Here is a 13,571-nt window from a genome sequence, read left to right as displayed (position 1 = left end):
ATGGATTTTCTGTGGAGTCCCTGGAGATACCAATACGTTGCCAACATCCACAACACCGAGGGCTGCGTATTCTGTATCGATGCCTCGACCGTCAAAGATCGGGAACAGTTGATTCTCTTTCGAGGACAGGATCACTTCATCATTCTCAATCTCTTTCCCTACACCTGCGGTCACTTGCTGATCGCCCCCTATAAGCACCTGTCGGCCATTTCGGAATTGTCCGCCGAACAGAACCTGGAGTTGATGGACCTGACCCAGCAAGCCGTCTCCGCGCTCGGGAAGATCTACCGTCCCGACGGCTTCAACCTGGGCATGAATCTCGGCAAATGCGCCGGCGCCGGCATCGACCAGCACCTTCACCTCCACGTCGTGCCGCGCTGGTGCGGCGATGCCAACTTCATGACCGTTTCCAGTGAGACCCGAGTCCTGCCCGAAGCCCTGCAGACGACCTACCTGAAGCTCAAACCTTTCTTCTCAACCTGACGGCCCCTGCAACCTGCGCAAGGGATGGGACCGCAACCAGGTGATGGCCTCGGTCAATTGATCGTCGTCGTCTCTCATCGGCACTTCGATGACGGTCGGTTGCCGAGCCGCCAACGCCTCCTGCAGCACTTCCTTGAATTGGCGGAGGTTGCGGACACGCTTCCCGGCGGCGCCAAAAGAACGGGCCACTTCGGCGAAATTGGGGTTGGTCAAATCGGTGCCGATTACGCGGCCCTGGTGGTTTTTCTGTTGGGACCCCTTGATGGCCGTCAGAGCCTGGTCGTTGACGACCACGGCAACCAGGGGGATTTCGTACCTGACGGCCGTCGCCAGCTCCGCCATGCCCATCAGGAAGCCTCCATCCCCACTGAAGCAGACCACCGGTTTGTCCGGACAGCCTACCTTGGCGCCTATGGCGGCCGGATAGCCATAACCCAGAGCCACGCCGATGCAAGGATAGAGAAACCTCCGGGGGCGGTCGACCGGGTACTCGTCAAAGGCCGAATACCCGATGGAATGAACGTCCACCGACAAAATGCCGTCGCTTGGAAGCACTTGCCGGATGTCGCCCAAAAGAGGCAGGGGCCTCTGGGCCGCAAACCGGGCCCGGGGAATCTCCAGCGCCTGCTGCCATCGCCGCGGGCGTTGCTCGACTTCTTCCAGCAGCCCCTGCAGCGTGGCTTTGAGATCTCCCACAACCCCCAGCTCGCAGGGATACTCGCTGCCGATCTCGAGCTCGTCCTCGTCCAGTTGAATGAGCGGCTGGGGCGGCTTGAGTCGCCAGTTGTTGGTATCGATCGAGGTAAAGCGGCACCCGATGGCCAGGGTGGCGTCGGCCAGCTTCAGAGCCTCCCTCGCCAGGTAGCCGTTGGATCCTCGCAGGGCCAGGGGATGGGTTTCATCCAGCGCGCCCTTGGCGCACCGGGTCACCACCACCGGCGCCTGAATCTTCTCGACCAGCCGGCGCAGCTCGGCTTGGGCGCCCGAATGGATGACAGCCGACCCGACCAGGCAGACGGGCCGGCTGGCCCGGTCGATCCGGCGGGCAGCCGCACGCAGGTCACCGGCGGAGGGGGACGGGCTGCGCGATCCTCGGGAATACCCCGGGATCCTGGGGGCTCCATCGGCCCTCACCACGTCCATGGGAAATTCGAGAACCGCCGGGCCCGGGCGCCCGCTCCGCATGGCCTTGAAGGCGCCCTCCACGACGGCGGGGATCTCCCCGATGGTGCGGGCGATGGCTCGATACTTGGTGATGGGCTCAAAAAACTTCATCTGGTCCAGGCCGTGGAACATCTTTGCCTGATGCTTGTCGTAGAACCTGGAGTCGCTTTGCCCGGTGATCAGCAACACCGGCACGCAATCGGTATAGGCCTCCAGGATCCCGGTTGAGGCATTGCTGGCGCCGGGTCCCGGCACCGTCAGGGCCACACCCACCTCCCCGGTGGACCGGGCAAACCCGTCTGCCATCTGGGTGGCGGCGTATTCGTGCCGCACCAGGTAGTGGTCGATGGTACCCTCCCCGCAGCGCAACAGGGAGTCGTAGATCTCCAGGTTCTGGGTTCCGGGCATCCCGAACACGGCACGGATCCCTTGGGCCTTGAGGCACTCGATCAAGATGTCTCCACCCTTCAACGGTCTTTCCTTTCCGATTCGCCCCCTGGGCTGAACCGACTTCCGGGCCAGGATCAATCGGGGCGGATTATACCACCGGCCACCCTCCTGGCTCGTGTCGGGGCGCCGCTCGGGCCAATTCTCCCCATCTTCCGTGTCCACCTCCGAGGTCGTGGCTGGGACTGTTGCAAATTTGATCAAAAAGTGATTGACTCACCAAGTTCGCCCGATCTCAGGGGCAGACTTAGCGCCAAACATACCCAAATATACAAGGATTCACCATGTCATCAGACCCTTCCCAGCCGGAGAAACCTTCCGCGACTCCCGATGCTTCCTCGGCCGACGCCGGCCAGGCCGTCGATCCGACCGAAAGCCCCGGCGAGTTTCAGGCTCCGCGGCCGGGATCCCGCAAGATGCCGCCCTGGAACACCGGTGAGCTGGTGGAAGCCCCCATCTTCACCTGGCGACACTGGTTTGCCCTGCTGGGGCCGGGGCTGCTTCTGGGAGGCTCCTCGATCGGCGGCGGGGAATGGCTGATGGGTCCCGCCGTCACGGCCAAGTACGGCGGCGCCCTGATGTGGCTGGCCACGCTGAGTATCGTGGGCCAGGTGATCTACAACATGGAGGTTTCCCGCTACACCCTTTACACCGGCGAGCCGATCTTTACGGGCAAGTTCAGAACCGCACCCGGGCCCGTCTTCTGGATCTGTCTCTACCTGATTCTCGACTTCGGGGCGGTCTTCCCTTACCTGGCCGCCAATGCAGCCACCCCGCTGGCCTCGGTGCTGCTGGGAGGAGTGCTCCCCGACCCCGAGAATATCGAGAGCCACCGCCTGCTGATCAGAGCCCTGGGCTACGCCATATTCCTGTTGGCACTGGTGCCACTGGTTGCGGGAGGCAAGATCTACAACGCCCTCAAGGCCATCATGACCTTCAAGATGTTCACCGTGCTGGGGTTCCTGATGATCCTGGGAGTCTTTCATTCCAGCTTCTCCACCTGGACCGAAATCTTTGGGGGCTTCCTCCGATTCGGAACCATGCCCACCGGGGGGATCGAAACCGCCAACATCTTCACCTCCCTGGCCGAGGGCAAGGGAATGCCGGACATCGATCTGAGCACCATTGCCCTGCTGGCTGCCTTTGCGGCCATCGCCGGCAGCGGAGGACTTTCCAACGCGGCTGTCAGCAACTATACCCGCGAGCAGGGTTGGGGCATGGGACGCCACGTGGGTGCCATCCCGAGCGTGATCGGAGGACGAGAGCTGAAACTGTCCCACTCAGGGACGGTATTCCAGGTGACCTCGGAAGCGCTGGCCCGCTGGAAGCGCTGGTATCGTCACCTGGTGCGGGACCAGGTGGTGGTCTGGATGCCCGCCTGTTTTCTGGGAGTGGCCCTCCCCAGCATGCTTTCGGTGCAGTTCCTTCCGCGAGGCACCGAAGCCAGCAGCTGGGTGGCAGCCGGCATGACTTCCGACGGGGTGAGGACGCACGTGGCTGCCGCCTGGGGCGCCGACGCCGGTCAGCTCTTCTGGTATCTCACCATGCTCTGCGGCTTCCTGGTCCTGGGCCCCACCATGTCGACCCATTCGGACGGATTCATTCGCCGCTGGGTGGATGTCTTCTGGACGGCCAGCCCCCGCCTGCGAAAGCTGGATCCCTCCAACATCCGCTGGGTCTACTTTGCGGTGGTAGTGGGTTACGGCATTTTCGGCGTGATCATGCTTTCGGTAGCGCCCCCCCTGGAATTGCTGAAATTCGCCGCCAACCTGTTCAACTACGCCCTGGGCTTCAGTTGTTTCCACACCCTGTTCGTCAATCTCACCCTGCTGCCCGAGGCCCTGCGGCCGGGCTGGTTCATGCGCATCGGACTGGCAGCCGCGGGCACGTTCTTCACCCTGCTGGCGGTGATCACTACATTGCAGTTGGTGGGGGTCCTGTAGGCAACGCCATCCTGAAACCAACGAAAAAAGAGTGGTCCACGAAGTGACACCAAGGACCTCGCTCGGCCGCCAAGCGAGACGGCACTGCCTCATCGGCACGGGCTGCCGCTTGGCGAAAAATGCTGTCTAACCACAAAAAGCACAAAGGGCACAGGATTTTTCTGGAGACGGCTGGCTTGTAGTCCTGAGCATCGGCGTTGCTTCGGGTCAAGCATTTGAATTCGAGCCTGCGTTTGCGGAAATTGATGCGCAGCCCCACCTGAAATCCCCACGCGAGGGTCGCCCAAGTCAGTATCTCGTGCAACAGCCTCACGTCCTGATTATCCTGTGCATCCTGTGCATCGATGTTGGATGGATGGTCCTTCTGGATGGATCTGCCACGTCGCGGAGATCGCGCCCGCGCGATTTGGGGGACGGCCGGGGTGGCTTGCTCTACGGCTGTCATTCCGGCAGCGGCCTGCCCCGGGTTTCCGGGGCGGCGGGAAGGACGCAGACGCCCACCAGGTAGATTCCGGCCAGAGAAATCGCTGCCGAACGGAAGGGGCTGGCAAAGCCTGCCTCTTCAAAGAGGACCGTCAGCGTTCCCAGGGTCAAGGGGCCTACGGCCGCGATGATGCGGCCCACGTTGTAACAGAAGCCCACCCCGGTGCTGCGCAAGTGGGTCGGGTAGAGCTCGGGAAAGTATATGGAGTAGCCGCCGAAGACCATCAGGTTGCAGAAACCCAGCACGGGAACCATCCAGAGCACCTGGGCGGGGCTCTCCAGCCAACCGAAGGTCCAGATGGTAGCCCCCAGGCCCAGCAGGAAGGCGATCACGAAGGCGGGCCGCCGCCCCACCCGGGCGGTCAGCAGCGTGAAGGCGAAAATGCCGCCGAAGGCGCCGACGTCCTGGAGCAGGGTCCCCATGCTCACGTACCAGCTCCTGGTCTCGGCCGAGACATCGGACAGAGCTTCCCGGATCAATTCGGGAGACCAGAAGCCGATCCCCCAAAGACCGATCACCCCCGAGATCGCCAGGGTGAGGCCCACCAGGGTGTGGCGCCTCCAGCGCGGGTCTCGAAACAGTTCCCCCACCGAACCGAGCTGACTGCGAAGCTGCGTCCCCCCGGCCTCCCGCACCTTCCGCCAGACCTCCGGCTCCTTCAGCTTCCTCCGCACGGCAGCCACCAGCAGCGAAGGGAACACCCCGACCATGAACAGATAGCGCCAGCCCAGCGGGAGAACCACGAAGCTGATGGCCGACCCCAGGATGTTGCCTACCGCGGAGAGAGCCTGCAGCAGCCCCAGTGCATGGGCGCGGGCACGGGCGGGCATGACCTCGGCCACCAGGGCGACCCCGGCGGCAAATTCTCCGCCCACGCCCAGTCCGGTGAGGAACCGGTAGAAGGTGAAATCGACCCAACTCACCGACAAGGCTGAAAGCCCGGTAAAGGCGGAGTAGATCAGGATGGTCAGCAGCATGGTCTTGGCGCGTCCCCAGCGGTCGCCCAAGATGCCGAAGACGAACCCTCCGGTGGCCCACCCCAACATGAAGACGGCCGTCGCCACCCCGCCGTACCAGGTCACTTGGCTGGCCGGAGTCCCCGGCGGCAGCAGATCCACCAGCGCCGGCCCCCTGGCCAGCACAAAGATGCGCTGGTCCATGGTGTCGAAGAGCCAACCCAGGGAGGCCACGATCAGGACCCACCAGTGGTAACCGGTCATTCCCCGGTACCAGGGTCCCGACTGGTTGGGGCTATTCATGTCGCGCTCAGCCATGTCGCCGCTCAAGGGTCCGAAATTCGGCGCGCCGGGGTCCATTCCCGTCGCCCATCCCGGCCCGGTCCTATCCCTGCTCGGCCGGCTCCACCGCTCCCTCGTGCATCCAGCGCTTCAGCAGAGGCACCAGGAGGAAGCAGACCACAGCCGACCCAATGGCCGTCAGTGCGATGCTCCCGAACACATCGCCGTAGACGTGCACGGTCTCCTTGGGTACCGGGACCAGGCCCTCACCATAGCCCCCTTCGGTGACACCGGTGAACTGGGCGATGATGGCCGCCAGAAACTGGGAAAAGGCGGTCGCCAGGAACCAGGCTCCCATCACCGTGCTCACCAGGCGCGCCGGGGACAGCCGGGTCACCATGGAGAGCCCCACCGGGGAGAGGCAGAGTTCCCCGGTGGTATGGAGCAAATACCCCAGGAAGATCCATCCAAGCGCCACCATGCCCCGTTCGTCGGCGCCCTGGGCCCCGTACCAGAATGCTCCGAAGCCGAGTCCCAACTGCAGCAGTCCCAGGGAGAACTTGAGGGGCGTGCTGGGCTCCAGGTCGATCCGCCCCAGAAACGTCCACAAGGCGCTGAATGCGATCCCGAACAGAAGGATGTAAATCGGATTGACAGCCTGGAAGACCGAGGCCGGGCTCTCGGACCCGCCGATCGCCATGCCGAGGTTGTCGGGGGTCACAACCCATTGAAGCTTCACGCTTCCTCCCGGCTCACCCGCGGCAGCCCGAAGATAGGTGAGGCCGCTCATGGTCAAGCGGTCATCCCGGGTTGCCGAGGCGACCAACTGCTCCACCTCTTGCCCGGCGAGGTTTCCCTTGCGTTTCTCATCGATGCGGATGGCCTCTTCGATCCGTTGCTTCATCCGCGGGCTGGCATTCCGATGGCCGAGCTGCTCCTGGGTGAGCAGCGGCAACCCCATCAGGACGGGATCTCCGGTCTGAACCGGAATGCGGAAGGTGAGGGTGCTGCCCACGTCGCCGGCGGCCAGCCGCCGCTCTTCGGCCACCCGGTCGACATTGCGGTCGGTAAAGTTGTTCACCGAACTGCCGGCCTGTTCGAAAAAGGCCCAGAAGAGCATGGAGAAGAAGGTGAGAATCAACACCACGTACATCCGTTCCCGGGGCACCTTGTCCAGCCGAAGGGTCTCCATGCCCAGGTAGACCAGCGCCACCAGCCCGGCCAGCATCAGGATGAGGCCGGCGGGCGTGCTCATCTGGGCCAGCACGTCGGCGGATACCTGCAGGATCGCGTTGCCGCTGGATTTGAGGCTGTCCACCACCGCGGAGGGGATGACGGTGACATTGCGGTTGGCCGAAACCAGCAGCGCCAGCACGGGAATCGACAGCAGCGAGAGCAGGTAAACCGACCACTCGGCGGAGATCGGACCGGCCACCGACTTGCGCAGCCGTTGAGGATCCGAGGGAGCTCCCACTTCAGCCGGCAGCCCGCCCCGACCCAGCGCAACCCAGGCGATCGCGCCCGCGATCAGCAGCGCGATGCCCACAAAGATATTGACACCCGTGGAAAAGGGATTTTCAGGCCGGAAGTAAAAGAGCCCGAGGGCTGCCGCCACGGCGCCCGACATGATCAGAACCTGGGTGATGCGGACCGGAGCCACAAAGACGGCCAGACCGGTGAGCATGCCCAGGGTAGCCAGTCCGAAGCCGTAGTGCCAGCCATAGGTCTCGCCGATGTAGCCGCACAGCAGGGGCGACATGGCCGCCCCCAGGTTGATCCCCATGTAGAAGATGGTGAAGCCGGTGTCCCGCTTGGGGCTGCCCTGAGGATAGAGCGAACCCACCATGGTCGAGATGTTGGGCTTGAAAAATCCATTGCCCACGATCAGCAGCGCCAGGGCCAGGAAGAAGGCCACGTCGCTTTCCGCCGACATCATCAGGTGACCGCCGGCCATCAACAGGCCGCCCAGAACGACAGCTCGCCTGGCCCCCAGCAATCGGTCGGCCAACATGCCGCCGAAAAGAGGGGTCATGTAGACCAGCGCCGTGTAGGCGCCGTAAATGGCGTAGGCATCCCTGTCGCCGTACCCCAGGAAGCCCTTGAGCATGTAGAACAGGAGCAGAGCCCGCATCCCGTAGAAGGAAAAGCGCTCCCACATCTCGGCGAAAAACAGGGTGAACAGGCCGGTCGGATGTCCGAACAGGGTTCCAGGCTGCTGCGCATTCATCGGCTGTGCTCCTTGATCGTCGGGTCGAGACTACGGAGAATTCCGGTTTGGAGGGCTGGGATGGCGGCTTTCGGCGCGGCCGGGGTTCATTCACCGAACGGCTGGCGCAGGGCTAGCATAAGGAAATTCCCCGGGGTTTGCAACGGAGGGTGGGTCTCCCTTCGGCCAATGGAAATGCTCCCGCCACGGCGACGGTCGGGATGGCCCCGCCACCAGTCCGGCGGGACCCGGAACTTCTTGTTTTTCCAACTCGTAAAGAGGAGATCTGAGAACTATTCTCGCGTATAATGCGGCGGTGTGCGCGGTCCCGCGCGGGACCCATCTTCCCCAGGCCGGATGCAACTGAAAATGGTCAACCGTACCGGAGGTCTTCCATGAACAAAGAGTCGAATGAGAGCTGGCGCGGCAAAGTCGGCAAGCTGAATGAAGCCGAGATCGCTGAATTTCTTTCAGGGCCTGAATTCTGCCGGCTGGGGTGTCTGGATGCGGACGGCTGGCCCTACGTGGTTCCCTGCTGGTTCGAGTACGCGGACGGAGGCTTCTACATCATCCCCAGAGGCCGTTCCGCCTGGGCGAAGCACATACAGCGGGACGGACGTGTGTTTCTCTGCATCGACGACTCCACCATCTATAACCGACGCGTTCTGGTCAAGGGTGAAGCCACCGTGCTGGAGGAAGCCAACGTCGGCGGCCGCTGGGTGGAGATCGGGCACAAGATGGCGCTTCGCTACCTGGGGGAACGAGGTCCCGACTACCTGGTGCCGACATTGAACGAGCCCCGCTGGCTGCTGTTCGTGAAACCGATCACCATGAAGACCTGGCAGGGAGTCAATTGGGCCAAGAAGTACAAGCACTCGGATTGGTAAACCAGGCCTCGCCGAACCGCAAACAAGGGACCACGGGGCCCATGGAAAACAGCAATACCCAAGCTGCCCTGCGGTATCACCGGCAGACCAAGCACTCCTACCACAGCGTCCGGTTCGGTTCCCATACGCTGGATTGGACCACCCGGCCCGAGCCCTTCAAGGTCTATTCCGACCTGCAACGCATTCCGCTGCCCGGCCAGTGGCAGGACTCCGAGCTCCCTGCCCTGGCGTCGCTGCTGCCGTTGGATTCTCCCGCCCCACGCCGGTCGGTCCCCGACCTGGAAGGCCTGGCAAGGCTTCTCTATTGCAGCGGCGGCATCACCAAGCGAAAGCCCTACCCCGGCGGGGACATCCTGTTTCGGGCGGCCTCCTGCACGGGAGCGCTCTATGAGATCGAGCTCTACGTGGTCTGCGGCGATCTGAACGGGTTGCCGGCGGGCGTCTACCACTTCGATCCCAGGGACTTTGCGCTGGAGCGCCTGCGTTCGGGCGACTTCCGGTGCCTGCTGGCAGCGGCCTCGGGGCGGGAACCGCAGCTGTCCAGGGCCCCGGTGACCATTGTCTCGACCGGAACCTACTGGCGCAACGCCTGGAAGTACCGGGCCCGCACCTACCGTCATTTCGGTTGGGACAACGGAACCATGCTGGCCAACCTGTTCGCCATGTCGCGGGCCTTGGGCTTCCCGCACCGGCTGGTGCTCGGGTTTGCCGACCGGGAGGTCAATAGCTTGCTGGGCCTGGACACCGACCGCGAAGTCACCCTGTCGCTGGCAGCCATTGGCGGTTGCGGGGAGGAAGTGTCCAACAACTGTCCCCCGCTGGAACCCTTGCCGGCACAGACCGGCGCTGCCCACGGCGAGGTCGACTACCCGGAGATGCGGGAGATGCACGCCTCCACCCATATCGGCTCCGCCGAGGAGTCGAGCGCCTGGCGCGGGAGCATTGGCCGGCGATCGGAGGCGGTCCAGGGCAAACGCTTTCGCCTGAACCCGCGTTCCCCGGACGAAATTCCCAAAGAGTCCCTGGAGACCGTCATCCGGCGGCGGGGATCGAGCCGCCGCTTTGTGCCGGCGCCCGTCTCCTTTCAGGCATTCTCCACCATGCTCTACTATTCGGCCCAGGAACTGCCGGCCGACTTTCTGGAGCCTGGGGGCGGGCTGCTCAACGACTGGTATGTCACCGTCAACGCAGTGGAAGGCCTGCCCTCGGGAGCCTATTGGCTGGACCGTGACCGCTGGGAACTGGAGCTGCTGCGCCCGGGCAGCTTTCGCCAGGAGATGGGCTACCTGGGACTGGAGCAGGACTTGCCGGCCGAGGCCAGCTTCGATGTCTTCTTCATGGCGGACCTGGAGCCTGTGCTGGAGCGATTCGGCAATCGAGGCTATCGCGCCCTGCAACTGGAGGCGGGCCTGCTGGGGGGAAGACTCTACCTGTCGGCCTACGCCCAGCGGCTGGGAGCCACCGGGCTGACCTTCTACGACGACGATGTCACGGCCTTCTTTTCGCCCCACGCCCGGGGCAAGAGCGCCATATTCCTGATGGCCCTGGGAAAGGGCAGGCGCAGGGAGCTGGTGTCGCTTGGCTGACTCCGTCTCCGTCCGGATTGAACCGGGCCGGACGGAATCGGCCGGAACAATCCTCCTGGACCAATAACCATGAATCAACAGCTCGAAGACACCGCAACCGCTCTGGGGGTCGACAAGATCCGCCGGCACATCTTTCTCTGCTGCGACCAGACCAAACCCAAGTGCTGCGAAAAGGCCGCCAGCCTGGAATCCTGGAACTACCTCAAGAGTCGCCTGCAGGAACTCAATCTGACCGGTCCGGGGGGTGTCTTCCGCACCAAGGCCAACTGTCTGCGCATCTGTCTGCAAGGGCCCACCGCCGTCGTGTATCCGGAGGGGACCTGGTACCACTCCTGCTCTCCCGAGGTGATCGAACGCATCATCCAGGAGCACCTGATCGGGGGTGTGCCGGTGGACGAATTCATGATTACGGAACACCCGCTCCCTTCCCCGGGAGACTCCTAGGAAGGCACCATGAAGTTCCAAGCCGGCGACAATCGCTACCCGGCACTTCTGGCCCGGGCTTCCCGGCTGCGTGACCGGGGCAAAGGGCGCATCCTCAGCTTCTCGCCCAAGGTATTTCTCCCCCTGACCCAGCTCTGCCGGGATGTCTGCGGCTACTGCGTCTTTCGCCAGCCTCCCGGCCGGCTCGGCTCCCCCTACATGAGTCCCGAAGAGGTTCTGGCGGTGGCCCGGGAGGGAGAGAAACGGGGATGCCGTGAAGCGCTGCTGGTATTGGGAGAACGGCCGGAGGAGCGATACCCGGAAGCCGCACAATGGCTTACCCGAGAGGGCTACGACAGCACCATCGAATACCTGGTGTCGATCTGCCGCATGTTGCTCCGGGAAACCTCCCTCTACCCCCACAGCAACGCCGGCACGCTGGTCCCGCCGGAGCTGGAAGCCCTCAAGGCAGTGAATGTCTCCCTGGGCCTGATGCTGGAGAGCAGCAGCCCCAGGCTCTGCGATCCTGGAGGGCCTCACGAGCACGCCCCCAGCAAGCACCCCCAGGCCCGGCTGGACACCCTGAGCGCCGCCGGGAAGTTGAAGATCCCGGTGACGACCGGCTTGCTGGTGGGCATCGGAGAGACCGCCCAGGAACGAAAGGAGGCCTTGCAACTGATCGGTGAACTTCACCAGCGCTACGGGCACATCCAGGAAGTCATTATTCAGAATTTCCGGGCCAAGGCGGCTACACCCATGAGGTGGGCCAACGAGCTTTCCACCGAGGAGACGCTCCGGACCGTTGCCGAAGCCAGGATTATTCTGGGGCCGGACATGAACATCCAGGTGCCGCCCAACCTGAGCGGTTCGGGTCGAGAGAACGGCTACCTGGAGTTTCTGGGCGCGGGCATCAACGACTGGGGCGGCATCTCACCGGTTACCATTGACCATGTCAACCCGGAAGCCCCCTGGCCCCACCTGGCCCAGCTGCGGCGCCAGGTGGAAGACAGGAACTTCCGGCTGAGGGCCCGCTTCCCCCTGTATCCCGAATTCATTCGAAACGGGAACAACGGCTTGCCGCCTGCCTTGGAGAGTCGCCTGCAGGCCGAAGCCGATGCCGAGGGGTTCGTGCCCCAGGCCGCACTCGAGCCGCTTTGGGAGAAACGGCCATGTTGACCCAGGGAAAACCAGTGGGAGCGCTCAGGAGTCAAGCCCAGGTGGAATCCGCCCTGGGACAAGCAACGCCTCCCGTGGCCCGGGCCATTGAGCGGTGCCTGCAAGGTCGGGATCCCTCGGAGTCGCAAGTGGTCCACCTCTTCCAGGCAGGAGAAGTCGACTACGAGGTGCTTTTCAGGACTGCCGACTTCCTGCGATGGCAGACCGTGGGCGACGATGTGACCTACGTGGTGAATCGCAACATCAACTTCACCAACGTCTGCGTCAAGCGATGCGGCTTCTGCGCCTTCAGCCGCACGGCGGCCAGCACCGAGGGCTACCATCTTCCGTCCGAGGAAATCGTGAGGCGGACCCTGGAAGCAGAGCGCTACGGCGCCTCCGAGGTCTGCATTCAGGCGGGCCTGCCTCCCGGCATGGACGGGCGTTACTACATCGAGCTCTGCCGGACGGTAAAGGAGGCGGCGCCGGCAATCCACCTGCACGCCTTTTCCCCGGAAGAAATCCTCTACGGGTCCAGGCAGTCCCGCTTGAGCATCCACGACTACCTGCGGGAACTGAACGAGGCCGGAATCGGCAGTCTGCCGGGCACCTCGGCCGAGATCCTGGACGACCGGGTCCGTAAGATCATCGCCCCCGGGCGAATCAGCACCGATCAATGGATCAAGGTGGTGACCACGGCTCACTCCCTGGGAATCCGCACCAGCTCCACCATCATGTACGGCCACCTGGAAACCGCGCGCCACCGCGCTCGCCACCTGCTGCTGCTGCGCGACCTGCAGAGGCGCAGCGGTGGCTTTACCGAGTTCGTGCCTCTCAGCTTCGTCCATTCCGAGGCCCCCATGTTCGCCGACCGGCGAATTCCGGGGATCCGGGCCGGCGCCAACCGAAGCGAGGTGCTGAAGATGCACGCCATCGCCCGCCTGGTCCTGAATCGCGACATCCCCAACATCCAGGCCTCCTGGGTCAAGGAGGGCCTGGCGCTCGGCCAGGCCTGCCTCGAAAGCGGCGCCAACGATTTCGGGGGAACCCTGATGAACGAAAGCATCTCCACGGCCGCGGGCTCCCCCCACGGCCAACTGGTCCGCCCCCGCGACCTCCGCCGCTGCATCCGCGAGGTCGGCCGCACCCCCGCCCTCCGCTCCACCCTCTACGCCACCCTGCGCCGCTTCACGGACGAAAGCCAGGACGGCCGGGACCCCCTCGACAATCTGGACGATAGCCGCAAGGACCCCTTCGGCTCCTACCACCAGCTCATACAGCAGGACGAGTTTCGGTTCAGTAGCAGGGGCAGCCGCACAAACCACTAACAAGCAATTTTTATCGGGGGATAGGAAGCAACGATTCTCGGAAAGAGGGGTACTCCGCAAAGGACAAAAAAGGAGTTATCCAGGAAGGGACACGAATGACAACGAAGAGGCACGAAGAAAGACTCGGAAAAATCTGTTGCTTCGCCGCCCAGGGGCGCCAGCGGGCACCCTCATATTCCGGCAGTTTGGTGTGACACCGACTGGGTATCGGTTCTGCTTCTGGAATC

General features: G+C 63.6%; 10 protein-coding genes and 1 pseudogene. 7 read left to right on the top strand and 4 right to left on the bottom strand.

What is annotated here, in order from left to right:
- Positions 1-483, top strand: coding sequence for an HIT domain-containing protein (locus OXI69_06425; protein MDE2665767.1), 483 nt, complete (start codon positions 1-3; stop codon positions 481-483).
- Here the strand turns inward: OXI69_06425 and OXI69_06420 are convergent.
- Positions 475-2,118, bottom strand: coding sequence for a thiamine pyrophosphate-binding protein (locus tag OXI69_06420; protein MDE2665766.1), 1,644 nt, complete (start codon positions 2,116-2,118; stop codon positions 475-477). The two genes, OXI69_06425 and OXI69_06420, sit on opposite strands and share 9 nt — an antisense overlap.
- Positions 2,119-2,378: 260 nt before the next feature.
- On the opposite strand from OXI69_06420, the gene OXI69_06415 reads away from it, so the two are divergent.
- Positions 2,379-4,037, top strand: a complete 1,659-nt coding sequence (locus tag OXI69_06415; protein MDE2665765.1) for an Nramp family divalent metal transporter — start codon at positions 2,379-2,381, stop codon at positions 4,035-4,037.
- Positions 4,038-4,478: 441 nt separating this feature from the next.
- Here the strand turns inward: OXI69_06415 and OXI69_06410 are convergent, their stop codons facing one another.
- The 3 genes and pseudogenes from OXI69_06410 to OXI69_06400 form a co-directional block, all read right to left on the bottom strand.
- The gene (locus OXI69_06410; GenBank protein ID MDE2665764.1) at positions 4,479-5,795 is read right to left on the bottom strand and encodes an MFS transporter; all 1,317 of its coding nucleotides are present in this window, start codon (positions 5,793-5,795) and stop codon (positions 4,479-4,481) included.
- 67 nt (positions 5,796-5,862) lie between these two features.
- Complete coding sequence (locus OXI69_06405) at positions 5,863-6,459, bottom strand: hypothetical protein (protein MDE2665763.1); 597 nt, start codon at positions 6,457-6,459, stop codon at positions 5,863-5,865.
- A gap of 348 nt (positions 6,460-6,807) precedes the next feature.
- Positions 6,808-7,986: pseudogene (locus OXI69_06400) on the bottom strand (peptide MFS transporter).
- 374 nt (positions 7,987-8,360) lie between these two features.
- On the opposite strand from OXI69_06400, the gene OXI69_06395 reads away from it, so the two are divergent.
- The 5 genes from OXI69_06395 (at position 8,361) to cofH (ending at position 13,344) form a co-directional block, all read left to right on the top strand.
- Positions 8,361-8,852 carry a pyridoxamine 5'-phosphate oxidase family protein gene (locus tag OXI69_06395; GenBank protein MDE2665762.1) on the top strand — a complete coding sequence of 164 codons (492 nt, stop codon included), beginning with the start codon at positions 8,361-8,363 and terminating at the stop codon, positions 8,850-8,852.
- A 41-nt stretch (positions 8,853-8,893) separates the two neighbouring features.
- Positions 8,894-10,438, top strand: a complete 1,545-nt coding sequence (locus OXI69_06390) for a SagB/ThcOx family dehydrogenase (GenBank protein MDE2665761.1) — start codon at positions 8,894-8,896, stop codon at positions 10,436-10,438.
- Positions 10,439-10,507: 69 nt separating this feature from the next.
- Positions 10,508-10,882 carry a (2Fe-2S) ferredoxin domain-containing protein gene (locus OXI69_06385; protein MDE2665760.1) on the top strand — a complete coding sequence of 125 codons (375 nt, stop codon included), beginning with the start codon at positions 10,508-10,510 and terminating at the stop codon, positions 10,880-10,882.
- Positions 10,883-10,891: 9 nt separating this feature from the next.
- Positions 10,892-12,037, top strand: a complete 1,146-nt coding sequence (cofG, locus tag OXI69_06380) for a 7,8-didemethyl-8-hydroxy-5-deazariboflavin synthase CofG (protein MDE2665759.1) — start codon at positions 10,892-10,894, stop codon at positions 12,035-12,037.
- On the top strand, positions 12,031-13,344 hold the full coding sequence (gene cofH / locus OXI69_06375; GenBank protein ID MDE2665758.1) for a 5-amino-6-(D-ribitylamino)uracil--L-tyrosine 4-hydroxyphenyl transferase CofH: 1,314 nt from the start codon (positions 12,031-12,033) through the stop codon (positions 13,342-13,344). Before cofG ends, cofH begins: the two co-directional genes overlap by 7 nt.
- The last annotated feature ends 227 nt before the right edge of the window (positions 13,345-13,571 follow it).

It is taken from the genome of Acidobacteriota bacterium (assembly GCA_028875575.1).
Taxonomy (GTDB): Bacteria; Acidobacteriota; Terriglobia; order Versatilivoradales; family Versatilivoraceae; genus Versatilivorator.
This window is presented reverse-complemented; position numbering and strand designations above follow the sequence as displayed.